The following is a 23509-nucleotide window of genomic DNA, read 5'->3' on the forward strand; positions in this document are numbered from 1 at the left end:
CAAAAGCAAAAGTACGAACTCAATTTACGATTTTCCATTCGCTATTCACTAAAACAACCGGAGTTAAAAAATGGGCATGAGTGTCACGCAATTGTTGATTATTTTGGTGATCGTGATTGTTTTGTTCGGTACCAAGCGCTTGCGCAATATCGGTTCGGATTTGGGCGGTGCGATCAAAAGTTTTCGTTCGGCGGTAAAAGACGGCGAGGTAGATAAGCAACTGGCCGAGGACGATACCGAAAAGTCAAAAGAAAAAGCGCCGTCGGAGCAGGACAAAGTTTAAATTATGTTCGATGTCGGTTTTTGGGAATTGATTCTGATCGGCTTGGTCAGCTTATTGGTCATTGGGCCGGAGAGGTTGCCGAAAGCCGCTCGAATTGCCGGATTTTGGGTAGGAAAATTACGGAATACCGTTGCCTCGGTGAAAGCGGAAATCAAGCAGGAATTACAAGCCGAGGAAATTCGTCAAGTGCTGAAAGAGCAATCGGCGTTCGATGAAATACAAGCAACTTTGGATGAAACCAAGGAAGCGGCACACTCGATTCAATCCGGCATTGAATCGGCTTCGGAAGACCAAAGCAAACCTAAATAAATCCTATGAGCCGCGATAATTTCGAAGAAACGCAAGAGCAGCCGTTTATTTCCCATTTGATCGAATTGCGAAATCGTCTGTTAAAGGTGGTTTTGTCGGTTTTAGTCGTGTTTCTCGGTTTAGCTTCTTATGCTAATGAAATCTATAGTTATTTGGCGGGGCCGTTATTAGCGCACTTGCCGGAAAACAGCACGATGATCGCGATCGATGTTGCATCTCCGTTTTTTACACCCTTCAAGTTAGCCTTGGTGCTGTCGGTTTTTATCGCGGTACCGATCATTCTTTATCAATTTTGGGCTTTTGTCGCGCCGGGTCTCTATAGAAACGAGCGACGCATGATTTTGCCGCTCTTGATTGCAAGTACGTTTCTGTTCTATCTGGGCGTTGTGTTTGCGTATTTCGTTGTGTTTCCTTTGATCTTCGGCTTCCTGACCGCAGCCGCGCCGACCGGCGTCGCGGTAATGACCGATATCGCAAAATATCTGGACTTTGTGCTGACCTTGTTTTTTGCCTTCGGCTTGGCATTCGAGGTGCCGATTTTTACGATCGTATTGGTCTGGACCGGCCTGATTACCCCGAAAGCCTTGGCTGAAAAACGCCCTTATGTGATTGTCGGCGCTTTTATCATCGGAATGTTTTTGACGCCCCCGGATGCAATATCTCAGACTTTGTTGGCTATTCCGATGTGGCTTTTGTTCGAACTCGGTTTGTTGTTTTCCCGATTATTTGTGCGTAAGCCCGCCGAGGCGTTATCGGGTCAATTGCAGAGTTTTAACGATAGCGACAAAGATTGATATTTTTCTAAATTTTACTGTGAAAGTTCGACGATTTGCATTCCTTATTTAATTTTTCGATAGATAATTCGAGTGCGTAGCCCGTATGCAGCGTAAGCGGAATACAGGGATTGCGTGGTCTCGAACGTCCCGGATTGCGCTTGCGCTCCATCCGGGCTACACGGTTAAACTTTTATTTGCCGGGGCGATGACGGTTTCTTCATGATCGTTAGACTGGCGCCAACGCGCCTGTTTTGATCAATAAATCTCGGATTTTTTCAGCGAGCTTTCTGTAGCCGGCAGGATTCAGATGAACCGGATCCGATTTGAATTCGGTACTGCCGAGTAGTTCAGGCAGCGTATTCAGATCTGCCGGAATGGCATGTTGTTCGGCTACGGTGCGATAAAATTCCGCACTATCCAACAAAAATAACGCGGGCTTAGGGACGCCCACCATAATCACGCCGATATTGCGTTGCTGCGCTTCTGCGATCATCGAGTTGAGATGGTCGATGGTTTCCTGGGCGGGGATTTTCCGTAGCATGTCGTTACCGCCGTGAATCAAGATCAACAAGTCCGGGCGATATTCGTCGAGTAAGGCCGGCAGGCGTTGCGCGCCCGATTGACTCGTTTCTCCCGGGAGACCTTCGTTGATGACTTCGCGGCCTATCAATTCGGATAATACGCGAGGATAGTCGTCACCGTCAGAGGCGCCGGAGCCATAAGTCAAGCTATCGCCGAACGCGAGAATGACGGCATTTTCGGGTAGTTCGGGAAGCGTGGGTGGCGATTCGCTACAAGCGTTGATTAATAAGTAAAATCCGATGAGTAGTACGGTTTTATTCATAAGCGAGAAGGGGTGTCCGTGCGCAAAAATGTATTGATTACCGGTGGCGCCAAGCGAATTGGTGCGGTCTGTGCGAAGTTATTGCATGAAAGCGGATTTAATATTTTGTTGCATTATAGATCATCGGAGCGTAGTGCTCTGCAGTTGAGCGATCTGTTGAACGACATTCGGCCCGATTCGGCGCAGATAGTTAAGGCGGATTTGGCGGTAAAGGCTGAATTGTTATTGTTGGCCAATTATGCGAAAACGGCCTGGGGCGGTATCGATGCCTTGGTCAATAATGCGTCTTCGTTTTATCCGACCGGAATCGGCCAAGTTTCCGAGCATGACTGGGATGAGTTGATCGGTAGTAATCTCAAAGCGCCGTTTTTTTTAACGCAAGCCTTAGTCGAGGAGCTTTCGGCAAGGCGAGGCTGTGTCGTGAATATTACCGATATTCATGCGGAACGGGGGCTCAAAGGCTATCCGGTTTACAGTATAGCCAAGGCCGGTTTAGTGGCAATGACCCGGGTTATGGCCAAGGAGCTAGGCCCCGATATCAGGGTCAACGCAGTGTCGCCCGGCGCAATTTTATGGCCGGAGCAGGATATGTCGGAAGCGGTTAAGCAAGAGATTCTCGAACGGATTGCGCTGAAACGCAATGGCGCGCCCGAGGATATTGCTCGCGCGGTACGGTTTTTAATCAAGGACGCAGATTACATTACCGGCCAAGTCATTGCGGTCGATGGGGGGAGAACATTATTTTGCTAACCCTTCAGCGAATGCATTTGGGGAATCGTCTTTAGTTGCCGTAGTTTCTTAGGGTTTTGAGGGTTTGGTAAGCGTATTTTGCATCTTTTCCTAAATAACGGTGCAGCAAAGCCAGCAGCCCGTAAATCAGCCAAACTTGTCTTGCAAAGGAAAGAGTATTGCCCCAAGTCGATTTAGGCGCCAGTTGTCGGTAGGCTTCGATGGCTTCTAGTATCATAGGTCGATCATGGGCCAGGTATCGATGTAAGCTATGGATATAAAGCAAAGTATCGCGCATCATGCATTGAGCCGGAGTCAGTACACAGCCCGGATCTTCCTCGAAATCTAAAAATCCGAAGAATTGACCATCGTAAGCCATGTCTCTGAAAGCAGGGCGGCCGTGCCAGAGTCCTTGACTGTGAAGCAAGGCCAATTGTTCGGAGGCCTTTTTGACGATTGTGCGTTTTTGTTCCCGCGAAACTTCGGGGTCTCTAATCCAGCCTGTCAATGGGCGGCCGATATCATTAAGCATGAACCAGTCCTTGCCTTCGGCAACGATTTGAGGAACGCTGACGCCTAAAGCCGCAAGCTTTCTCAAGCGGTTAGCCTCGGCTTTCAATGCCTCGGGCCCTCCGGTAGCGACGGTGGGTTTTAGTAAGGGATTGCGGCTCAGTATCGCGACAACTGCTCCGAGCCAATGCCAAATTCTACGGTGAGCAATCTGGCTCTGTTTAATCCAAAAAGCTTGTTGTTGATGATAAATCTTGAATGTCCTTGCGCCTGCGTGTTCTTGCAGTTGTTGCTTCGCCAATCGATGTAAATCCGCGTTAAACGACTCAAGAGATTTATCGAGTCCGCGGTTTGTGTGAGAAATGTTTGAGGTCATCGAAAATTATAATGATTTATTTTAGTTAAGGATTTCGTGACAAATAAATTCCTGGGACTATGAGCTTTGTCAGCAATTCTCGGTTTGAGAAATTTCTCCGTGTTCAGGGTATGCCTGTCGAGGATCGCCGTAAACCCATCCATGAGGGCTTGGCGGCGGCTCCCTGCCGACGACATCCTCGCCAAGCACACTCCGCACCCTTTTTTATTCTCAAATTGGGAATAGCTGGAGCTTTGTTGAGGGGGCTTGACAGGGCGCCGTAATACATCTGTGTAGGCTTGACGGCGTCGACTGATTGCCAAGGAGCAAAAATCTGCCCTGCCGCCGACACCTGTTAATCGAGCAACCGAACCAGCTTACCTTGCATTAAAAATAGGGAAGTTATTTATGACCGAATCCTAAGTATGAAAAATGCTGAGCGATTCGATTTTTTATCGACCAGATTTGAATGTAAGTTAAGAATGCCAGTGTAGCTTAAATTTAAATTTTAGAATGACGAAGTTAAAAAACAGATCGTTGCTTAAGAGGCCAATCGGGTCGTATACGCGTTTGCTTGACATTGCTTTTGTCTAGATTTTGCCATAATTCTTTGTAACTTAATCGGCTAATCGGATGTTTGCTGTCCGGAGCAATTTCTGCGAGCGGCTCAAGGACGAAGGCGTATTGTTCGATTTCCTTGCGAGGTATTTGTAATCGGCCATCTTCGATAATTAGGTCGTCGTATAACAGTAAATCAAGATCTAGTGTTCGCGCGGAAAATTTTTTACTGTCGCGAACCCTGCCATGCTCTAGTTCGATTTGTTTGAGTATTTTGGCGACGCACTTGACATTGAGCTCGGTATCGAATCCCACGACAAGATTATAAAAATTATCGCCGTTGAAGCCGACCGCTTCCGATTCGTAAAGACTGGAAATGATCAGTTGGCCGAAATGATGGTCGAGCGCGCGCAAGCTAGAGGGGATGTTGTCATCCCGGTCGATATTGCTGCCTATGCTTATGTAGCATCGGGCCATGATTTATTTTTCACCTCGTTCGATGATAATGCCGACATCGCTGGCTCCGCGAATGGCGCCTTTTTTGTTTAATACGATTTTTACCCATGGTACATGAAATTCGCTTTGTATCAGTTTAGCAATTTCTTCGATTAATTTTTCGACTAGAAAAAATTCGCTCGCTTCGACAAACGAGATAATGCGTTTGGAAACGGACTTATAGTCGAGGGCATGCTTGATATCGTCGGTCTCGGCTGCTTTGCTAATATCGAAGGCCATTTGGATATCTAGTACTACGGTTTGTTTTTGGGTTCTTTCCCAGTCATAGATGCCAATGATCGTTTCGATTTCCAAACCACCTAAAAAAATGATGTCCATTGAATTTTCCGTTTATTATGTCGTTGAGTTATTATCGATATAAGAATGATATAAGGTAAATTTATAGTAATTGGCCGTAAATATCATCAAATTTATTGAATATTGGGGAAAATACAGTTCTATGTTGATAGGTGAAATAATGCTTGAAGGGTTGTTTGTGCTGTTCGCGTATTTGGCGGGTTCGGTTTCGAGTGCGATTATTGTTTGTCGAATGATGGGTTTACCTGATCCTCGTGAGCAGGGGTCCGGAAATCCCGGGGCGACGAATGTGATGAGAATCGGCGGAAAAAAAGCGGCCGGCATCACGTTGTTAGGCGATATGCTGAAGGGCTTATTGCCTGTGTATTTGGCAAAAATACTGGGCGTGCCTGTCGATGCGTTGGCCTTGATCGGTTTGGCGGCATTTCTTGGGCATTTGTATCCGGTTTTTTTTGGATTCAAAGGCGGTAAAGGGGTCGCGACATCGGTTGGTGTATTACTGGGTTTTTCATGGGCATTAGGCTTCGCTGTTATCGCAACTTGGCTATTAATTTATAAAATTTCCAAGATTTCGTCTTTATCGGCTTTGATTGCATCGAGCTTATCGTCCGCTTATGCATGGTATCTTGTCGGGAGTCCAGGTCTGGTCGGGTCTTGTGTGTTGATGACCGTATTATTATTGTGGCGTCATAAAAGTAACATACAGAGGCTATTGGCCGGCGAGGAGAGCTAAACCAATTGGGGTTCGTTCGGTTGCTTATAATTTTTAGTTAGCAGTTATACCTTTCGTACTTCAAATTTCGGCAGCGCCTGAGGAGGCGCCTGGGTGTCCGATAAAGGCTTTGCCAGCATGGAGCTGGCATAGAGCCTACATGGACGTATTCACGGCGTCCTTTAGCGGACATCCAGGCGCCGAATTTTGATCTACGATGGGTATAGCAGTTAGCAGTTAGAGGTTCGGGTGTGTTTGACGAGGGTTTCGTCGCCTCCTTAAGCAATGCCGAAATTTGAAGTGCGAAAACTATAGCAAGTTAAACCGGCGGCAGTTCTTCAATCGGCCAGCGTGCGCGCGCAAATATAACGCTTCCTTGGTGTTGGTCGGCCATCAAGCGTTGGCAACCGGCATAGGCAATCATTGCACCGTTATCTGTACAAAATTCAGGTCGTGGAAAATAAATTAGGGCTTGTTCTTTGTCGGTCATTTCCGTCAAAGATTGGCGAATGGCCGAATTAGCGCTGACGCCGCCGGCCACGACCAGTTTATCCAGCCGGGTTTGTTGTAGTGCGCGCTTGCATTTGATGCTCAATGTTTCAGCAACGGCGGTCTGAAATGCGAAGGCGATGTCGGCTTTGTCTTGATCGGATTGCGCTGTGTCGTGCAATGCATTCATTGTGTAAGTTTTTAGGCCGCTGAAACTGAAATCGAGCCCGGGTCGGTCGGTCATAGGCCTTGGGAATTTAAAGCGTGGCGTACCGCGTTTGGCTAGTTCGGATAGTTTGGGGCCTCCGGGATAACCCAGGCCGAGCATTTTGGCGGTTTTGTCGAAGGCTTCGCCGGCAGCGTCGTCGAGCGATTCTCCCAATAAGCGATATCGGCCAATACCTGTAACTTCGACCAGCATCGTATGACCTCCCGAAATCAATAGGGCTAGAAATGGAAATGACGGCGGATTGTTTTCCAGCATTGGCGCGAGTAAGTGCCCTTCCATGTGATGAACTGCGATCGCCGGTTTGCGCCAAGCCCAAGCTAAGCTGTTTGCGGTAGCCGCGCCGACTAGCAAGGCGCCCATTAATCCAGGCCCTGCAGTATAAGCAATACCGCCGATATCTCGGCTCGTTAGCCCGGCTTCGTTCATGCATTGTTTGATCAGCGGGACGAGTTTGCGAATATGGTCGCGGGAGGCCAGTTCGGGAACGACGCCGCCGTATTCGCTGTGCATGTCGATTTGACTGTAGAGCAAATGGTTGATGAGACCTTTTTCGGAATGATAAATAGCGACTCCGGTTTCATCGCAGGAAGTTTCTAAGCCTAAAACGTACATGGTTTTTGAAAAAATGCTAAGAGGGCGTATAATAATGAGTTCATTTTTATATAGGGACTATCGTCCCTCGATTTTTAAATATTAACACAGTTGGATCATTAATAATGCCGTCAGTAAAAGTAAAAGAAAACGAACCATTCGATATTGCTATTCGCCGTTTTAAGCGTGCTTGCGAGAAAGCCGGTGTCCTGTCCGAAGTCAGACGTCGTGAATTCTATGAAAAACCCACTGCCGAACGTAAAAGAAAAGGTGCGGCGGCGATCAAGCGTCATTTAAAAAAATTGGCTCGCGAGCGTTATGCGTTGAAAAATCTGCGCCGCGGTCGTCCGCAATTATAATTCGACCGGAATTGATATTGGTATGGAATTACTAAAAGACCGTATCAAGGAAGATATGAAAGCCGCCATGAAGGGCGGCGATAAAGCGAGACTCGCCGTGATACGTTTAATCATGGCGGCCATCAAACAGCGCGAGGTCGATGAGCGTATCGAACTCGATAATGATCAGATCATTGCCGTGCTCGATAAAATGGTCAAGCAGCGCAGGGAGTCGATTAGGCAGTATTCAGGGGCAAACCGCATGGATTTGGTCGAGGTCGAAGAAGCCGAGATTTTGGTGATTCAGGACTATCTGCCGCAGGCACTAACCGAGCAGGAAATCGATGAAATGGTTGCCGAAGCGGTTGAGCAATCCGGTGCCGAATCGGTTAAGGATATGGGTAAAGTGATGGGGTTGTTGAGGAATAAAATGCAAGGCCGCGCCGATATGTCGATCGTTAGTGCAAAAATTAAAGCCGTTTTAGCAGGGTGATAGTCCGATTCGTCTATTAAAGTTTGAGTTCCGGGTAATCTATGTCCGGTAGAATTCCTCGAGACTTTATTAATGATCTCCTACTGCGAGTTGACATCGTTGATTTAATCGACTCGCACGTTCCTTTAAAAAAAACGGGTAGCAACTTTGTAGCGCGCTGTCCGTTTCACACAGAAAAAACGCCTAGTTTTTCGGTTAATCGTAAAAAACAGTTCTTTTATTGTTTTGGTTGCGGAGCCAGCGGCAATGCCATCAGTTTCTTAATGGATTTTAGCCATTTGGATTTTGTCGAGGCGGTCGAAGATCTGGCTGCATTTGTCGGTGTTTCGGTGCCGCGCGAGTCAATTGTAGCGCCGGCAGGAAGCTCCCGGAGCGATGTCGGGCCGCTCTACGAATTGATGGATCAAGTAGCCGCATTTTATGCTGAACAATTAGCGAGCGGAGACGGCAAGAAGGCGATCGATTATTTAAAGCGTCGTGGTGTCAGCGGTGCAATCGCTAAGGCGTATCAATTGGGTTATGCGCCTGAAGGCTGGAATACATTGGCTTCCCGTTTCAATTTTGAGGCGCTTACTAAAGCCGGGTTGCTTGTTAGCAAGGAGGGTGGGGGCGGATATGATCGCTTCCGCGGTAGAGTCATGTTTCCTATCCGCGATAAACGTGGGCGCGTCGTAGGTTTCGGCGCGAGGGTATTGGATGATTCTTTGCCGAAATACTTGAATTCACCGGAAACGCCCATATTTTCTAAAGGTAATGAAGTTTACGGGCTTTATGAATTACTGCAAAGCCATTCAAGGCCGGAACGGATTCTGGTGGTCGAGGGCTATATGGATGTGGTGGCCTTGGCTCAGTTCGGTATCGGCTATGCCGTTGCGACTTTAGGTACGTCGACGTCCAAGACGCATATGGAATTATTGTTCCGATTTAGTTCGGAATTGGTGTTTTGTTTCGATGGCGACAAGGCCGGAAAAGAAGCGGCTTGGCGTGCGATGGAGGCGACTTTTCCCTGTTTGAAAGATGGTCGACAGGTAAAAATCATGCTGCTGCCCGAAGGACAGGATCCCGATTCATTAATTAGAGTGGAAGGTGTTGCTGCATTTGAGCGTGGCATTGCTTCGGCGGCAACGCTATCTGAATATTTTTTCGGCCGTGTTCAAGACGAATTGTCGCTGGAGTCGATGGAGGGCCGCGCGCAATTGATTAGCCGTTCGAAAAAGTATTTAGAGCAATTGCCGGTTGGCGTATTCAGGGAGATGATGTATCAAAGACTTCAGGATTTATCGGGTTTCAATAAACTGGACGTTTTAGAAAATACGGCTACACTGACAAGGGTGCATAAGGCTGCTGTCCATAGGGATAAAAAGCGCTTGTCGCCTGCAAGGGTGGCCGTTTCTTTGCTGTTGCAAAATCCGGAATTAGTCGAGATTGTCGAGCAAAAAGAGCTCGATTGGAATAGTTTGAACTTTCCCGGCAAGGAATTGTTTAAAGAGGCTGTCGATCTGATTTCGAGCGAACATCCGAAAAATCTTTCCATGCTTTTAGAGTTGTTTCGCGGACGAAACAGCGAGAAAGTCGTTAAGCAACTGGTTTTTTTAGATGTGATGGTTCCCGAGGACGGGATTCGTGCCGAATTTTCAGACGCTTTGGAGCGATTGAATGCGCAAGCGAGAGAAAGTCGTATTGAGCAGTTATTAGAAAAAGAGTCGGCGGAAGGCTTAAGTCGAGAGGAGCGAGAAATATTAGGGAGATTACTGGTAAGCCGATAAAAGGGAATTCTTATTAACATAAAAAAGAATATGTTGTATAATTTCCTGTTCAGCGTAATTGTGCTGATCGTATTCTGTGAGTGAGTGATGAATCAAGAACAACAGCAGTCCCAACTTAAACAATTGATAGCCAAAGGTAAAGTACAAGGTTACTTGACGTATGCCGAGGTTAACGATCATTTGCCCAGCGATATTGCCGATCCGGAACAGATAGAAGATATCATCGGTATGATCAACGACATGGGTATTCAAGTTTATGAGGATGCCCCCGATGAAGATTCACTCATTACCGACGGTGCTGCGGTTACCGGTGATGAGGATGATGATGACGAAGTAGCAGCATTAGCCTCCGTTGATAGCGAGTTCGGCAGAACTACCGATCCGGTTCGCATGTATATGAGGGAAATGGGATCGGTTGAATTACTGAACCGAGAAGACGAATTAAAAATCGCCAAACGCATAGAAGAAGGGCAGCAACAGGTTGTCAGAGCGATTTCGCGTTCCTGTAAAGTCGTTGATGAATTCATTAGTGACTTCGATTCTATATCGGACGAAGAGGGCGGTATTCGTTTGACGGACTTAGTTTCCGGCTTCGTCGATCTTAGTGAACCGGAGGCGGTTTTCAGTAGTCAAGCGGCTAATGACGACTCGGTCGATGAGGACGCCGACGAAGATGAAGTCAAAGGACTTGACTATAATGATGTCAAGGAAAAAGTCGAAGTGCTGCGTAAGCTGCATAAATCGGCGGCGGCGGCAATCAAGAAACATGGTTACGGCGATCCTAAGGTCAATGAAAAGCTAGATGAGCTTGCGGAAAGTTTTATCGAGTTTAAATGGGCTCCGCAATATTTTAAAAGGTTGACGGCTACCGTTTCAGAGGCGGTCGCCCTGATCCGTGAAAAGGAAAGGTTAATAGCGGACCTGTGTGTCAATGAAGCCAAAATGACACGCAAAGAATTTATTATTGCAATGACCGGTCATGAGGCCGATTACGAATGGTTGGTTCAATATCTGCGATCGACGGGAATTGATAATCAGGTCATCGCGGAAAATGAACAGGAAGTCAAGAAGGCGCAATCGGTATTAGCCGATATTTCCAGTACTTATGGCTTGTCAGTTAGCGACATCAAGGATATTAATCGTCGTATGTCGATTGGCGAAGCAAAAGTCAGGCGAGCTAAGAAAGAGATGATCGAGGCGAACTTAAGACTGGTCATTTCGATTGCAAAAAAATATACCAATCGCGGCTTGCAGTTCCTGGATTTGATTCAGGAAGGCAATATCGGCTTAATGAAGGCGGTCGATAAATTCGAGTACCGCCGCGGTTATAAGTTTTCGACTTATGCGACCTGGTGGATCAGACAGGCGATCACGCGTTCGATTGCCGATCAGGCCAGAACGATTAGAATTCCGGTACATATGATCGAAACGATCAATAAATTAAACCGGATTTCAAGACAGATTCTGCAAGAATTAGGCCGCGAAGCGACCCCTGAAGAACTGGCCGAGCGTATGGAAATGCCTGAAGATAAAGTTCGTAAAGTATTGAAAATTGCGAAAGAACCGATTTCTATGGAAACACCGATCGGCGATGATGAAGATTCTCATTTGGGAGATTTCATAGAAGATGCTAAAGTATTGTCCCCCATTGAATCGGCGACGATTGCAGGCCTTAGAGAGTCGACCCAAAGTGTGTTGGCCGGTTTGACAGCTAGAGAAGCAAAAGTCTTGAGGATGCGATTTGGGATTAATATGAACACCGATCACACTTTGGAAGAGGTTGGTAAACAGTTTGATGTGACTCGCGAAAGGATACGGCAAATAGAAGCAAAAGCGTTAAGAAAATTGAGACATCCGTCGAGATCCGAACAATTGCGCTGCTTCTTGGATGGCGAATAAAAGTTTAAGGGCCCTTAGCTCAGTTGGTTAGAGCGTCCGACTCATAATCGGCAGGTCGTAGGTTCAAGTCCTACAGGGCCCACCATCATTTGAAAGGCTGCTGATGCAGCCTTTTGTGTATTAGACATTAGAGAGTAAAGGCGGTGTCGTGAGCAATAATTTTATTTTTACATCAGAATCGGTTTCGGAAGGTCATCCAGATAAAGTCGCGGATCAAATTTCCGATGCGGTATTGGATGCACTCCTAGAGCAAGATCCTCGCTCGCGGGTGGCCTGCGAAACAATGGTTAAAACCGGTATGGTTATTTTAGCCGGCGAAATCACAACCGATGCATGGGTGGATACCGAAGCACTGGTCAGAAAAGTCGTCTGCGAGATCGGTTACGATCATGGCGATATCGGTTTCGACGGACAAAGTTGCGCGGTCTTGAACGCAATCGGCAAGCAGTCGTCCGATATCGCGATGGGCGTCAACGAGTCCGATAATCATGAACAAGGTGCGGGCGACCAAGGCTTGATGTTCGGTTATGCGACTAATGAAACTGACGTGTTAATGCCGGCTCCGATCACTTATTCACATTTATTGGTCAAACGCCAAGCGGAAGTTCGCAAAAATAAAACCCTGCCATGGCTTAGACCGGATGCGAAAAGCCAAATTACTTTCCGCTATGAGAACAATAAGCCGGTCGCGATCGACGCAGTCGTATTGTCGACCCAACATTCTCCGGAAATCGGTGCCAAGCAGATTCATGAAGCCGTCATGGACGAGATTATTTTGCATGTTCTGCCTAAGGAATGGTTGCATAAAGACACCAAATATTTCATCAATCCGACTGGTAATTTCGTGATCGGCGGTCCGGTCGGCGATTGCGGTTTAACCGGCCGTAAAATCATCGTCGATACCTACGGCGGGATGGCAAGACACGGCGGAGGCGCATTTTCCGGCAAGGATCCGTCGAAAGTGGATAGATCTGCAGCTTACATGGCGCGCTATGTCGCAAAAAATATTGTTGCGGCAGGCCTTGCCGAGCGTTGCGAAATCCAAGTTTCCTATGCGATCGGTGTTGCCGAACCGACTTCGATCAGCGTCGAGACTTTCGGGACCGGAAAAATCGGTGAAGAAAGGTTGGTACAAATTATTCGGGAACATTTCGACTTAAGACCGAAAGGCTTGATTGCTGCATTGGACTTATTGAAGCCGATTTATCAAGCGACTGCTGCGTACGGCCATTTCGGTAGAACCGAAGCGTCCTTCAGTTGGGAAAAAACCGATAAAGCCGATGCATTGAGAGATGCGGCCGGACTCTAATTAAATTTAGGAGATAACAATGACTCAACCGGACTACAAAGTCGCAGATATTAATTTAGCCGAGTGGGGCCGTAAGGAAATCAATATTGCCGAAACCGAAATGCCGGGCTTGATGGCTTTGCGCAAGGAATTCGGCAGTGAACAACCACTGAAAGGCGCACGGATCGCAGGCTGTTTGCATATGACGATTCAGACGGCAGTTCTGATCGAGACTTTGATCGCACTGGGCGCTGAAGTTCGCTGGTCGTCCTGCAACATTTTTTCGACACAGGATCATGCGGCCGCGGCGATTGCCGCTAAGGGTATTCCGGTTTTCGCTTGGAAAGGCGAAACTGAGGAAGAGGCTGAGTGGTGTATCGCGCAAACGATCGAAGGCCCGAACGGCTGGCGTCCGAATATGATCTTGGATGACGGGGGCGATTTGACGTTGATGATGCATCAGCAATATCCTGAGTTCATGGCCGATGTCAAGGGTCTTTCCGAGGAAACGACCACAGGCGTGTTGCGGCTAACCGAAATGGTTGCCAAAGGCAAGCTGATGGTCCCGGCCTTCAATGTCAATGATTCGGTCACCAAGTCGAAATTCGATAATCTTTACGGCTGCCGCGAATCCTTGGTTGACGGTATCAAGCGGGCAACCGATGTCATGATTGCCGGTAAAATTGCAGTCGTCTGCGGTTATGGCGACGTCGGCAAGGGCTGTGCGCAATCGTTACGTGGCTTGGGTGCGACGGTTTGGATTACCGAAATCGATCCGATTTGCGCCTTACAGGCGGCGATGGAAGGCTATCGTGTCGTTACATTGGAAGAAGCCGCGCCGGTCGCCAATATTTTTGTGACGGCGACCGGTAATTTCAATGTCATTGCGCATGATCATATGGCGGCGATGAGAGATCAAGCTATTGTCTGCAATATCGGGCATTTCGATTCCGAGATCGAAATTTCTTCGTTACGACAATACCAATGGGAAAATATCAAGCCGCAAGTCGATCATGTCATCTTCCCGGACGGCAAGCGTTTAATCGTATTAGCCGAAGGGCGGTTAGTTAATTTAGGCTGTGCGACAGGTCATCCGAGCTTTGTCATGTCTAACTCATTCTGCAATCAGGTTCTGGCGCAAATGGAGCTATGGAACAATGCGGAAAAATACGAGAATAAAGTTTATGTATTGCCTAAAAAATTGGATGAAAAAGTCGCCGCATTGCATCTAAACCAATTGGGTGTGAAATTGACCCGGTTGACTGAGAAGCAGGCCGAGTATATCAATGTGTCGGTGGATGGACCGTTTAAGCCCGAACATTACCGTTACTGATCGATGTAGACACAGACAAGCCATTGGCTTGTCTAGTGTTTCCAATAATCTGAAATCATGCAAACACAACAAAAATATCCCAAGCTGTTCAGTTTCGAATTTTATCCGCCGAAGACCGAAGCCGGCGAGGAAAGTTTGCAGGCGGTACATGAAAAGTTGAGCCGGTTGAATCCCGATTTTTTTTCGGTGACTTTCGGCGCCGGCGGATCGACACGGGATAAGACCTTCGATACGGTCGTCAAAATTCAAGAACGCGGCGTTGCTGCAGCGCCTCATTTATCATGCGTGGCATCGACGCACGAAAATATCAGAGAGATTCTGCACGGTTATCGCTCGAACGGGATAAAAAAAATCGTCGCGTTGAGAGGCGATTTGCCATCCGGAATGATGTCGGCCGGGCAATTTCGTTATGCCAATGAATTGGTCGAATTTATTCGTAGCGAAACCGGCGATTATTTTCAGATTCATGTCGCAGCCTACCCCGAGACCCATCCTCAGGCGCGTAGTGCTGCCGAGGATTTAAAGAATTTCAAACGCAAAGTCGATGCCGGTGCGAATGCCGCGATTACGCAGTATTTTTATAACGCAGAGTCTTATTTTTATTTTGTCGATGCCTGTGAAAAAATGGGGATCGATATTCCGATTGTTCCCGGAATCATGCCGATTACGAATTATTCGCAATTATTCCGTTTTTCCGATATGTGCGGCGCGGACATTCCTCGCTGGCTGAGGAAAAAACTGGAAGGCTTTGGTGACGATAGGGAGCAAATCATCGCGTTCGGTTGCGATGTCGTAACGCGTTTATGTCAGCAATTGTTGGATAATGGCGCCCCGGGATTGCATTTTTATACGATGAATCAATCCGCGCCAACGTTAGCGATTTGGAATAATTTGAATTTATCGGATTAATCGAAAAGGATCTGTGGTTTATCGAGAAAAGGGCGAAAGCCCTTTTTTTGTGACCGCACGAAGTTTAACTCACAGGTCATGGGTATTTGAGATGAGAGTTTCCCGTTTGTATGTGCAAGAAGGTCTTGGCAAAAGTCGAACCGTAGAGCTTGACGACGATGCGGCTCATTATGTCAGAACGGTTTTACGACTAAAGAAAGATTCGAGCTTGATCGTTTTCGATGGCACGGGCGGCGAATATACGGCAGTTGTTGCAGAAGCGAGTAAAAAAAGAGTTGCTCTGGATCTGGGGCAATGGCGCGACCGGACGGTTGAGTCTAATTTGATGATTAATCTGGGCCTTGCGATATCGCGAGGCGATAAGATGGATTGGGGCGTACAGAAAGCCGTAGAATTAGGGGTTAACAGGATCACTCCGTTGGTGACCGAGCGTTGTGTCGTGCAATTGAAAGGTGAAAAGCAACAGCAACGGTTGATACATTGGCAAAAAATTGTGCAACATGCGGCCGAACAATGTGGTAGAACCCTTTTACCCGCGCTGAGTCCGATTTATGATTTGACCGATTGGGTCGATAAACAAGCAGGTTTGAGAATTTTCTTGGACCCTTATGCCGAAACGAGTTTGTCACAGCTTAAGCCGTTAAATGATCAAGTTACCTTGCTATCCGGCCCGGAAGGCGGTTTTGCCGATCATGAGCGGGATATGGCCAAAGCGGCGGGTTTTATAGGGGTTCGTCTAGGGGCCAGAGTCTTGCGTACCGAAACGGCTGCCTTGGCCTCAATCGCCTCTCTACAGATGCTATGGGGTGACTTCAGTAGCACGCAATCATGAAATATCTTGTTTATATTTTAATGCCATTGGCGGTCTTGTTGGCGGCGGCGTCGCTGGGTTGCGTGGTAGGCTATTTAATATGGCTGGGTTTCGGCGATCAGCTTCCTCTGCATAAAATCATCAGCAAGGTCGGTAAGTTATTCTTGGTGTTGAGCATTTTTCCGGTCATGGCGGTGCTTCATCTCAAGGTGCGGGATTTGGGCTTTGCCGATAAGGCTACGATGTTGCGGCAGTTCGGTTACGGGTTAGGCTTAGGTGTTTTGACGTTGCTACCGGTTTTTATCGTGCTCTATCTCGCGGGCGTTCATGTCATCGATGAGACGCGATCCTGGTCTTTTGCTTGGGTTTTACAAAAATTCGTCACTGGGTTTTTATTGGCTTTATTGATATCGCTGGCCGAAGAGCCGATTTTTAGAGGTATTCTATTCGCTGGCCTTAAACAAAGAATGCCGGTGATCGGAGTGGTGCTGATCAGTTCTTTTTATTACGGCATACTACATTTTCTCGATAGTCATAGCCGTTTTGCGAATGAAGAGGTTACCTTTTTTAGCGGATTCATTTTGTTGAAAGAGGCGCTGCTAAATGTTTTGAATCCCGATATTTTGCCCGCCTTTTTGGCGTTGCTCATGGTCGGAGTTTTTCTGGGAGTCGTTAGGTCGAGGGTGCCGAACAGCTTGGCTTTATGTATTGGCTGTCACACCGCTTGGGTTTGGCAGATAAAGTTTAATAAGTCCTTATTCAACGTTGATCCTCAATCGACTAATCTTTATTTGGTGAGTAGTTATGACGGTGTGGTCGGCCCGTTGGTGACAGTTTGGATGTTCTTAGTGCTATTCTGCTATATCGGTTATCGATATTTAAAATTACGCTGATTCGGTTTAATCGCGAAAATTATTGAATTGCAGAGGTATTTCAAAATTTTCCGCCTTGAGCATTTGAATGACTTGTTGTAAGTCGTCTCTTTTATTACCGGTGACCCTCACTTTTTCGCCTTGTATAGCAGCTTGTACTTTAAGTTTTTTATCTTTGACCAACTTGACGATTTTTTTGGCAAGTAGCGATTCAATGCCTTGTTTGAGTTCTATGATCTGTTGAGCCGTTCTGCCGGTAGTTTTGGGTTCGTTGATTTCCATGCAACTGATGTCGATGCCGCGTTTGGTCAGTTTCATTTGCAAGATGTCGAGCATCTGCTGCAATTGAAATTCCGAGCCGGCGCTCATCGTGACTGTGTCGTCCTTGAGTTCGTATGTCGCGCCGGAGCCTTTAAAATCGAAGCGTGTGGTAACCTCCCTATTAGCCTGGTCGACGGCGTTATGCGCTTCGTGCGAGTCGTATTCGGAAACTATGTCAAAAGATGGCATGGTGTAATTTATCGTTTAAAAGGGCAATATAAGGCGAATGTCTTTTTAATTCAAGACAGGTTTGCATTGGTGTTTTTTTGTTGTTTCAGATTTTCAGTAATCGCATGTATCCTTAACCTGCGAATTGCCGCACCAATTTGCGCACCTTCCAGGCCGGATTTGAGTACGCCGGAAATATCGATGCCTGCCGCTGCTTTAGCGGCTTCTAAAATGTAATCGGCCTGCGGATAGGCGGTGTTTTCTGTACCGCCCCTACCTCTCGCATCCGCCTCGCAAGCTAATAAGAAATCTTTTAGGGTTGAGGTATTTTTAAATGCCCCTAGGTCTAACAACAGGTCGGTTAAGGTAGCAGGCCGCAGTTCGAAAGCTCTATGCGCAAGTGTGTGGTAGCGCATGACCCGTTTAGCAAGCATTCTATAATGATTTGGTACTCGTATTCGGTCGGCTAATTGCTCAAGTATAGGTAGGCCGGATTTTTCATGACCGTAGTGATGGGGAAGTCGTTCTTTCGGAGATATTGCCTTGCCGAGATCATGTACTAAGACGGCAAAACGTATTTCGGGTTTCTCGGATAGGCGAACCGCTTGTTCGAGACTTAACATCGTATGAATACCGGTGTCGATTTCAGGGTGGTGTTGTCGCGGTTGTGGAATGCCGAATAGGGCGTCTATTTCCGGGAATATTTTGGCTAATGCTCCACATTCTCTGAGGGCATAAAAAAATGCCGATGGCGTTCTTTCGATGAGCGCTTTATATAGCTCGGCCCAGACGCGTTCGGGAACGAGATAGTCGATTTCACCGCTGCGTACCATTTGTTGCATGAGTCTTAAGGTTTCATCGGCAATATGAAAGCCTAAATGCGCATAACGAGCAGCAAAGCGTGCAACGCGCAACACCCGGACCGGGTCTTCGCTGAAAGCTGGGGAGACATGGCGTAAAATGCGATTCTCTAGATCGGCAATACCGTTATACGGGTCGATGACTTTGCCTTCCGAGTTCATCGCGATGGCATTAATAGTCAAGTCGCGGCGTAGAAGGTCTTGCTCCAGGCTGACGTCTGGTGCGCTGTGAATACTGAATCCTTTGTAACCTGGGCCGGTCTTGCGTTCGGTGCGTGCCAGCGCGTATTCCTCCCTGCTCTCGGGGTGTAAAAATACCGGAAAATCTTTGCCTACAGGTTTAAATCCTTTTTTCAGCATCGATTCGGGTGTTTCCCCGAGCACGACCCAATCTCTTTCCGTCACAGGGAGGTTGAGCAGCTGGTCGCGTACTGCGCCGCCGACTAAATAGGTTTTCATGATTATGATTTGTCTTCGTCTTTCTATGATGGCGTTAGTATAACGCTTGATTAGAGTCTTAAAAAAATACGCTGTTAACAAAAGGGGGGCAAGTGGTAGAAATTTTTATATTAAGCATGATTGCCGGCACGGTAAGCGGATTATTAGCAGGATTATTCGGCATCGGCGGTGGATTGATATTGGTGCCGATACTTGTTTTTTTGTTTAAGGCGCAGGATTTTTCAGCCGATTTTATCATGCATATGGCTGTAGCCACGTCCTTGTCGACTATCGTATTGACTTCAATTTCGGCGACTCTTGCACATCACAGGTTGAAGTCTGTGATATGGCATAAGGTTTACAACTTGGTTCCGGGCATCGTAATAGGGTCGGTTTTAGGCGCAGTCATTGCCGACACTATTTCGGCGGACTCACTGCGTATTATCTTTGCTATTTTTCTGTTGTATATAGGGTTTCATATGGCATTTCAAATCAAGCCGGAAGCGGGCGCGATGCGGCAATCGCGATTATTGGATGCAGCGGTGGCCATTGTCATCGGAACCCTTTCTTCATTGTTAGGTATCGGGGGCGGGACGATGACGGTGCCTTACTTGGTGCGCGGGCAATATCCAGTTCGCAATGCGGTGGGTATTGCCAGTGCTTGCGGATTGCCGATTGCGTTTGGCGGGACGCTCAGTTATATGTTGTTAGGCTATGGAAAAACCGGCTTGCCCGCAGGCAGTTGGGGTTATGTTTATTTGCCTGCGTTTGCCGGCATTGTATTATTGAGTATGATCACGGCACCGATAGGTGCAAAACTGGCCCATAAGCTTCCCGCGCAAACCATGAAGAGTTATTTTTCATTATTAATCTTTATCATGGCGGCAAAGTTACTTTCGGAATAATTGGGTTGTTAGCGCGATTGTCTAGCGGTTTGGAAACTATATCGATTAAGCTGATTCTAATGTTAAATATTTCATAGTATAATTTTCGGTTATTTTTCTGACTGTAAGGAGTGAGTATGCGAGTTATTCAGGAAGCTCTCACGTTTGATGATGTATTACTAGTTCCGGCCCATTCGGCGGTGTTGCCTCGCGATGTGGATTTGAAAACCCGTTTGACGCGCGACATTACGCTTAATATTCCTTTGATTTCCGCGGCGATGGATACGGTAACTGAATCGAGGCTCGCCATCGCAATTGCACAGGAAGGGGGGGTCGGTATTATTCATAAAAACATGACTGCGGAGCAACAAGCGCGGGAAGTGTTACGAGTCAAAAAATATGAAAGTGGGGTGATCAAGGATCCGATTACGGTATCGCCTAATATTAGTATTCGTGAAGTATTGGCGCTGACACGAGCAAAAAACATTTCCGGCGTGCCGGTTGTCGATGGCGATAATTTAGTCGGTATTGTGACGAGTCGCGATTTACGCTTCGAAACCCGTTTCGATGAGCCGGTTTCGAAAGTGATGACGCCAAAAGAACGCTTGATTACGGTTAATGAAAATGCCGACCACAAGGAAGCTATCGAACTGCTGCACAAATATCGTATCGAGAAAGTATTAGTAGTCAATGATTCATTTCATTTGAAAGGGATGATCACGGTTAAGGATATACAAAAAGCGAAAGACTATCCGCAAGCATGTAAGGATGAGCAAGAACGTCTTCGCGTAGGCGCTGCGGTCGGGACCGGTCAAGGTACCGAAGAGCGCGTTGAGGCATTGGTGAAGGCAGGCGTCGATGTGATTATTGTCGATACGGCTCACGGGCATTCGCAAGGCGTATTGGATCGGGTCAGTTGGGTTAAGCGAAATTATCCGGAAGTACAGGTGATCGGTGGAAATATCGCCACGGCAGCAGCTGCGAAAGCCTTGGTTGAGGCAGGAGTCGATGCGGTTAAAGTGGGTATCGGCCCGGGCTCGATTTGTACGACTCGTATCGTTGCCGGTGTGGGTGTGCCTCAAATAACTGCAGTCAGTAATGTTGCCGATGCGCTTAAAGGTACCGGCGTTCCGCTGATAGCCGATGGTGGCGTTCGGTATTCGGGCGATGTCGCCAAAGCATTGGCGGCGGGGGCTCATGCGGTGATGTTAGGTGGCTTGTTCGCCGGAACTGAAGAAGCGCCGGGCGAAGTCGAGCTTTTTCAAGGACGCTCTTATAAATCGTATCGAGGCATGGGGTCGTTGGGCGCGATGTCGCAGTCGCAAGGTTCCAGCGATCGATATTTCCAAGAGGAAACCGATAAAGTCGAAAAATTGGTGCCTGAAGGTATTGAAGGCAGAGTGCCTTACAAAGGTAGCCTGTATGCGATCATCCATCAGTTGTTAGGCGGTATTAGAGCGAGCATGGGCTATACCGGTAGCCGTACGATCGATGATATGCATCAGCGGTCCGAATTTGTTCGGGTTACCAACGCCGGTATGCGTGAAAGTCATGTCCATGACGTTACGATCACCAAGGAAGCGCCTAACTATCATATGGAATAATGATTAATCAATCCGGTAAGGATTTCGTGAAAAATAACTTCCTGGTGCTATAAGTTTTGTAGCGGGTTCGGTAACTGACTTGACAGGGCGCCGTGAATGCATCCGTGTAGGCTTGACGGCGGCTTTCCCTGCCGCCGACACCTGTCGTCAATCGAGCAACCGAACCTGCTTACCTTGCACTAAAAATAGAGAAGTTATTTATGGTCGAATCCTAAACTCATCAGGGGCTCGTTGGAGCCCTTTTAAATTTAGTCGTTACAATATTCGAGTGTCAACGTGAGCCAACAAGCATCGACCAACATTCATCTGTATAAAATCCTGATTTTGGATTTCGGATCCCAATACACCCAGTTAATCGCCCGGCGGATACGAGAAATTGGTGTTTATTGCGAAATATTTTCTTGTGATTGCGGGGTCGACGACATTATTCGATTTGCACCGAATGGCATTGTTTTGTCGGGTGGCCCGGAAACGGTCACTAGCGATGATACGCCGCGTGCGCCGCAACGGGTTTTTGAATTGGGTGTTCCGGTATTGGGTATTTGCTACGGCATGCAAACCATGACTGAGCAATTAGGCGGAAGAGTCGAGTCATCCAGTCACCGAGAGTTCGGTTATGCGCAAATTCGCGCGCATGCGCATTCTAAGTTATTGAAAGATATTGAGGATCATACATCCCCGGAAGGCTTCGGCTTGCTGGATGTTTGGATGAGCCATGGCGATAGAGTCGTTGAATTGCCGGAAGGTTTTATTCGTATTGCCAGTTCCGATGGCGCGCCCATTGCCGGTATCGCGCATGAAGATAAGTTGTTTTATGGTTTGCAATTTCATCCGGAAGTCACGCATACCCGGCAGGGTGCAAGAATACTGTCGCGTTTTGTAATCGATATTTGCGGTTGCGAGGCGCTGTGGACGTCCGATAATATCATCGAGGACAGCGTCCAAGCGGTTCGTCGTAAAGTCGGTTCCGATCGAGTGATTTTAGGGCTTTCGGGCGGCGTGGATTCGTCGGTTGTGGCGGCCTTGTTGCACGAGGCAATCGGCGATCAATTGACTTGCGTGTTCGTCGATACCGGCTTATTGCGCTTGCACGAGGGCGATCAGGTCATGGCTACATTTGCCGAGCACATGGGCGTCCGGGTGATCAGGGTCGATGCCGAGCAACGTTATCTAGAGGCTTTGCAAGGCGTGGCGGATCCGGAGCAGAAACGAAAAATTATAGGTAACTTGTTCGTCGAGATCTTCGATGAGGAAGCCGCAAAACTGGCCGATGCGAAATGGTTGGCGCAAGGCACGATTTATCCGGATGTGATCGAGTCGGCCGGGGCGAAAAGCGGTAAGGCTCATTTAATCAAGTCTCACCATAACGTCGGTGGGTTGCCGGAAAATATGACGCTTAAGTTGCTGGAGCCCTTGCGTGAATTATTCAAGGATGAGGTTAGAAAGCTTGGTTTGGAGCTTGGCTTGCCTTACGAAATGGTATTTCGTCATCCCTTTCCAGGGCCGGGCTTGGGTGTGCGGATTTTAGGTGAAGTCAAAAAAGACTATGCTGATTTGTTGCGACAAGCCGATGCGATATTTATCGAAGAATTATATCGGCATCAACTGTATGAAAAGGTCAGTCAGGCGTTTGCGGTGTTCTTGCCGGTTAAGTCGGTCGGTGTGATGGGCGATGGGCGGCGTTACGATTATGTGATTGCCTTGCGCGCGGTTGAAACCATCGATTTCATGACAGCACGTTGGGCGCATTTACCCTACGATTTTTTGGATTTGGTTTCGCGTCGGATTATTAACGAAGTCTCGGGTATTTCTCGGGTGACTTACGATATTTCCGGTAAGCCGCCGGCTACGATTGAGTGGGAATAACCGATATTCACAACGACGAAGCGTGGATGCGGCATGCCTTTAGATTGGCGCAACGTGCCGAGGCCATGGGTGAGGTGCCGGTTGGCGCGGTTATCGTCAAAGATGGCGTATGCATTGCCGAAGGGTGGAATCGGCCGATTGCGAGTCACGATCCTTCGGCGCACGCGGAAATGCTTGCGATTCGTGAAGCAGGCAAGGTATTGAAAAACTATCGTCTGATCGGTACGACGCTCTACGTTACGCTTGAACCTTGTGTGATGTGTATGGGGGCTATCGTTCATGCCAGAATCGAACGCCTGGTGTTTGCCGCCGAAGATCCTAAGCGTGGCGCAGTATGCAGTGCAATAAATCTATCCGAATCGCCATTTTTAAATCATCGAGTCGCATGGCGATGCGGTGTGTTAAAAGAAGAATGTTCCGAAATGCTTAAAGACTTCTTTCGGGCGCGTCGTTAGTTTAGC

General features: G+C 47.6%; 25 protein-coding genes and 1 tRNA gene. 19 read left to right on the forward strand and 7 right to left on the reverse strand.

The features are described 5' to 3' along the window. The first annotated feature begins 70 nt into the window (after nt 1-70). From tatA to tatC, 3 genes are read left to right on the forward strand one after another with little or no spacing between them, the layout of a single operon-like run. On the forward strand, nt 71-283 hold the full coding sequence (gene tatA, locus ACINK7_RS00555) for a twin-arginine translocase TatA/TatE family subunit (protein WP_341327038.1): 213 nt from the start codon (nt 71-73) through the stop codon (nt 281-283). A 3-nt stretch (nt 284-286) separates the two neighbouring features. Then, nucleotides 287-592, forward strand: coding sequence for a Sec-independent protein translocase protein TatB (gene tatB / locus ACINK7_RS00560; protein WP_125217533.1), 306 nt, complete (start codon nt 287-289; stop codon nt 590-592). A 5-nt stretch (nt 593-597) separates the two neighbouring features. Then, nucleotides 598-1386 (forward strand): twin-arginine translocase subunit TatC, encoded by a 789-nt coding sequence (gene tatC, locus ACINK7_RS00565; RefSeq protein WP_404359092.1) that lies wholly within the window; start codon nt 598-600, stop codon nt 1384-1386. Between the two features lie 208 nt (nt 1387-1594). Here the strand turns inward: tatC and ACINK7_RS00570 are convergent, their stop codons facing one another. After that, nucleotides 1595-2212 carry a GDSL-type esterase/lipase family protein gene (locus ACINK7_RS00570; protein WP_404359094.1) on the reverse strand — a complete coding sequence of 206 codons (618 nt, stop codon included), beginning with the start codon at nt 2210-2212 and terminating at the stop codon, nt 1595-1597. Nucleotides 2213-2224: 12 nt separating this feature from the next. Between ACINK7_RS00570 and ACINK7_RS00575 the strand changes: the two genes are divergently transcribed. Next, nucleotides 2225-2962 (forward strand): pteridine reductase, encoded by a 738-nt coding sequence (locus tag ACINK7_RS00575; protein WP_404359096.1) that lies wholly within the window; start codon nt 2225-2227, stop codon nt 2960-2962. Nucleotides 2963-2993: 31 nt separating this feature from the next. Here the strand turns inward: ACINK7_RS00575 and ACINK7_RS00580 are convergent, their stop codons facing one another. From ACINK7_RS00580 to folB, 3 genes are all read right to left on the reverse strand, one after another. After that, the gene (locus tag ACINK7_RS00580) at nt 2994-3827 is read right to left on the reverse strand and encodes a hypothetical protein (protein WP_404359098.1); all 834 of its coding nucleotides are present in this window, start codon (nt 3825-3827) and stop codon (nt 2994-2996) included. A gap of 501 nt (nt 3828-4328) precedes the next feature. Further along, nucleotides 4329-4841 (reverse strand): 2-amino-4-hydroxy-6-hydroxymethyldihydropteridine diphosphokinase, encoded by a 513-nt coding sequence (folK, locus tag ACINK7_RS00585; RefSeq protein ID WP_404359100.1) that lies wholly within the window; start codon nt 4839-4841, stop codon nt 4329-4331. Between the two features lie 3 nt (nt 4842-4844). After that, nucleotides 4845-5198, reverse strand: a complete 354-nt coding sequence (gene folB, locus ACINK7_RS00590) for a dihydroneopterin aldolase (RefSeq protein ID WP_014146608.1) — start codon at nt 5196-5198, stop codon at nt 4845-4847. A gap of 136 nt (nt 5199-5334) precedes the next feature. Between folB and plsY the strand changes: the two genes are divergently transcribed. After that, nucleotides 5335-5910 carry a glycerol-3-phosphate 1-O-acyltransferase PlsY gene (plsY, locus tag ACINK7_RS00595; protein WP_404361501.1) on the forward strand — a complete coding sequence of 192 codons (576 nt, stop codon included), beginning with the start codon at nt 5335-5337 and terminating at the stop codon, nt 5908-5910. Nucleotides 5911-6208: 298 nt separating this feature from the next. Here plsY and tsaD read toward each other — a convergent pair whose 3' ends face one another. Next, on the reverse strand, nt 6209-7219 hold the full coding sequence (tsaD, locus tag ACINK7_RS00600; protein ID WP_404359102.1) for a tRNA (adenosine(37)-N6)-threonylcarbamoyltransferase complex transferase subunit TsaD: 1011 nt from the start codon (nt 7217-7219) through the stop codon (nt 6209-6211). Nucleotides 7220-7323: 104 nt separating this feature from the next. On the opposite strand from tsaD, the gene rpsU reads away from it, so the two are divergent. The 10 genes from rpsU to ACINK7_RS00650 all read left to right on the forward strand — a co-directional run bounded on the left by rpsU (nt 7324) and on the right by ACINK7_RS00650 (nt 16928). Continuing rightward, nucleotides 7324-7557, forward strand: a complete 234-nt coding sequence (gene rpsU, locus ACINK7_RS00605; protein ID WP_014146611.1) for a 30S ribosomal protein S21 — start codon at nt 7324-7326, stop codon at nt 7555-7557. A 22-nt stretch (nt 7558-7579) separates the two neighbouring features. Next, entirely contained in the window at nt 7580-8029 is a 450-nt protein-coding gene (locus ACINK7_RS00610) for a GatB/YqeY domain-containing protein (protein WP_404359103.1), read from the forward strand. 41 nt (nt 8030-8070) lie between these two features. Next, nucleotides 8071-9795 (forward strand): DNA primase, encoded by a 1725-nt coding sequence (gene dnaG, locus ACINK7_RS00615; RefSeq protein WP_404359105.1) that lies wholly within the window; start codon nt 8071-8073, stop codon nt 9793-9795. A gap of 87 nt (nt 9796-9882) precedes the next feature. Continuing rightward, nucleotides 9883-11694 (forward strand): RNA polymerase sigma factor RpoD, encoded by a 1812-nt coding sequence (gene rpoD / locus ACINK7_RS00620; protein ID WP_404359107.1) that lies wholly within the window; start codon nt 9883-9885, stop codon nt 11692-11694. A gap of 8 nt (nt 11695-11702) precedes the next feature. After that, nucleotides 11703-11779 (forward strand) — tRNA-Ile (locus ACINK7_RS00625). Between the two features lie 63 nt (nt 11780-11842). Next, nucleotides 11843-13003, forward strand: a complete 1161-nt coding sequence (gene metK / locus ACINK7_RS00630) for a methionine adenosyltransferase (protein ID WP_404359109.1) — start codon at nt 11843-11845, stop codon at nt 13001-13003. A 19-nt stretch (nt 13004-13022) separates the two neighbouring features. Further along, entirely contained in the window at nt 13023-14315 is a 1293-nt protein-coding gene (gene ahcY, locus ACINK7_RS00635; RefSeq protein ID WP_404359111.1) for an adenosylhomocysteinase, read from the forward strand. A gap of 57 nt (nt 14316-14372) precedes the next feature. Further along, nucleotides 14373-15224, forward strand: coding sequence for a methylenetetrahydrofolate reductase [NAD(P)H] (metF, locus tag ACINK7_RS00640; RefSeq protein WP_404359113.1), 852 nt, complete (start codon nt 14373-14375; stop codon nt 15222-15224). Nucleotides 15225-15315: 91 nt separating this feature from the next. Then, entirely contained in the window at nt 15316-16056 is a 741-nt protein-coding gene (locus tag ACINK7_RS00645; protein WP_404359115.1) for a 16S rRNA (uracil(1498)-N(3))-methyltransferase, read from the forward strand. Next, nucleotides 16053-16928 carry a type II CAAX prenyl endopeptidase Rce1 family protein gene (locus ACINK7_RS00650; RefSeq protein ID WP_404359117.1) on the forward strand — a complete coding sequence of 292 codons (876 nt, stop codon included), beginning with the start codon at nt 16053-16055 and terminating at the stop codon, nt 16926-16928. Before ACINK7_RS00645 ends, ACINK7_RS00650 begins: the two co-directional genes overlap by 4 nt. A 6-nt stretch (nt 16929-16934) precedes the next feature. On the opposite strand, the gene ACINK7_RS00655 is transcribed toward ACINK7_RS00650, so the two are convergent. Both ACINK7_RS00655 and ACINK7_RS00660 read right to left on the reverse strand, forming a co-directional pair. Next, nucleotides 16935-17417 (reverse strand): YajQ family cyclic di-GMP-binding protein, encoded by a 483-nt coding sequence (locus ACINK7_RS00655; RefSeq protein WP_404359119.1) that lies wholly within the window; start codon nt 17415-17417, stop codon nt 16935-16937. A 50-nt stretch (nt 17418-17467) separates the two neighbouring features. Then, the gene (locus ACINK7_RS00660) at nt 17468-18715 is read right to left on the reverse strand and encodes a multifunctional CCA addition/repair protein (RefSeq protein ID WP_404359120.1); all 1248 of its coding nucleotides are present in this window, start codon (nt 18713-18715) and stop codon (nt 17468-17470) included. 92 nt (nt 18716-18807) lie between these two features. Between ACINK7_RS00660 and ACINK7_RS00665 the strand changes: the two genes are divergently transcribed. The 4 genes from ACINK7_RS00665 (at nt 18808) to tadA (ending at nt 23503) form a co-directional block, all read left to right on the forward strand. Next, a complete protein-coding gene (locus ACINK7_RS00665) occupies nt 18808-19599 on the forward strand; it encodes a sulfite exporter TauE/SafE family protein (RefSeq protein WP_404359122.1) in 792 nt (263 codons plus the stop codon). A 116-nt stretch (nt 19600-19715) separates the two neighbouring features. Continuing rightward, nucleotides 19716-21182 carry an IMP dehydrogenase gene (gene guaB / locus ACINK7_RS00670; protein WP_404359123.1) on the forward strand — a complete coding sequence of 489 codons (1467 nt, stop codon included), beginning with the start codon at nt 19716-19718 and terminating at the stop codon, nt 21180-21182. A 276-nt stretch (nt 21183-21458) separates the two neighbouring features. Beyond that, on the forward strand, nt 21459-23048 hold the full coding sequence (gene guaA, locus ACINK7_RS00675) for a glutamine-hydrolyzing GMP synthase (RefSeq protein ID WP_404359124.1): 1590 nt from the start codon (nt 21459-21461) through the stop codon (nt 23046-23048). Beyond that, the gene (gene tadA, locus ACINK7_RS00680) at nt 23039-23503 is read left to right on the forward strand and encodes a tRNA adenosine(34) deaminase TadA (RefSeq protein WP_404359126.1); all 465 of its coding nucleotides are present in this window, start codon (nt 23039-23041) and stop codon (nt 23501-23503) included. Before guaA ends, tadA begins: the two co-directional genes overlap by 10 nt. Nucleotides 23504-23509: the final 6 nt, after the last annotated feature.

Origin of the sequence: Methylotuvimicrobium sp. KM1 (genome assembly GCF_044788715.1) — a bacterium.
Taxonomy (GTDB): Bacteria; Pseudomonadota; Gammaproteobacteria; order Methylococcales; family Methylomonadaceae; genus Methylotuvimicrobium.

Bases quoted from the DNA above. Each gene is read 5' to 3' on its own strand.
- ACINK7_RS00650 (WP_404359117.1), top strand. From the start codon at position 16,053: ATGAAATATCTTGTTTATATTTTAATGCCATTGGCGGTCTTGTTGGCG.
- rpsU (WP_014146611.1), top strand. From the start codon at position 7,324: ATGCCGTCAGTAAAAGTAAAAGAAAACGAACCATTCGATATTGCTATT.
- tsaD (WP_404359102.1), bottom strand. From the start codon at position 7,219: ATGTACGTTTTAGGCTTAGAAACTTCCTGCGATGAAACCGGAGTCGCT.
- ACINK7_RS00610 (WP_404359103.1), top strand. From the start codon at position 7,580: ATGGAATTACTAAAAGACCGTATCAAGGAAGATATGAAAGCCGCCATG.
- ACINK7_RS00580 (WP_404359098.1), bottom strand. From the start codon at position 3,827: ATGACCTCAAACATTTCTCACACAAACCGCGGACTCGATAAATCTCTT.
- ACINK7_RS00570 (WP_404359094.1), bottom strand. From the start codon at position 2,212: ATGAATAAAACCGTACTACTCATCGGATTTTACTTATTAATCAACGCT.
- ahcY (WP_404359111.1), top strand. From the start codon at position 13,023: ATGACTCAACCGGACTACAAAGTCGCAGATATTAATTTAGCCGAGTGG.
- dnaG (WP_404359105.1), top strand. From the start codon at position 8,071: ATGTCCGGTAGAATTCCTCGAGACTTTATTAATGATCTCCTACTGCGA.
- ACINK7_RS00655 (WP_404359119.1), bottom strand. From the start codon at position 17,417: ATGCCATCTTTTGACATAGTTTCCGAATACGACTCGCACGAAGCGCAT.
- tatB (WP_125217533.1), top strand. From the start codon at position 287: ATGTTCGATGTCGGTTTTTGGGAATTGATTCTGATCGGCTTGGTCAGC.
- tatA (WP_341327038.1), top strand. From the start codon at position 71: ATGGGCATGAGTGTCACGCAATTGTTGATTATTTTGGTGATCGTGATT.
- guaB (WP_404359123.1), top strand. From the start codon at position 19,716: ATGCGAGTTATTCAGGAAGCTCTCACGTTTGATGATGTATTACTAGTT.
- ACINK7_RS00645 (WP_404359115.1), top strand. From the start codon at position 15,316: ATGAGAGTTTCCCGTTTGTATGTGCAAGAAGGTCTTGGCAAAAGTCGA.
- rpoD (WP_404359107.1), top strand. From the start codon at position 9,883: ATGAATCAAGAACAACAGCAGTCCCAACTTAAACAATTGATAGCCAAA.
- tatC (WP_404359092.1), top strand. From the start codon at position 598: ATGAGCCGCGATAATTTCGAAGAAACGCAAGAGCAGCCGTTTATTTCC.
- ACINK7_RS00660 (WP_404359120.1), bottom strand. From the start codon at position 18,715: ATGAAAACCTATTTAGTCGGCGGCGCAGTACGCGACCAGCTGCTCAAC.
- folB (WP_014146608.1), bottom strand. From the start codon at position 5,198: ATGGACATCATTTTTTTAGGTGGTTTGGAAATCGAAACGATCATTGGC.
- folK (WP_404359100.1), bottom strand. From the start codon at position 4,841: ATGGCCCGATGCTACATAAGCATAGGCAGCAATATCGACCGGGATGAC.
- metF (WP_404359113.1), top strand. From the start codon at position 14,373: ATGCAAACACAACAAAAATATCCCAAGCTGTTCAGTTTCGAATTTTAT.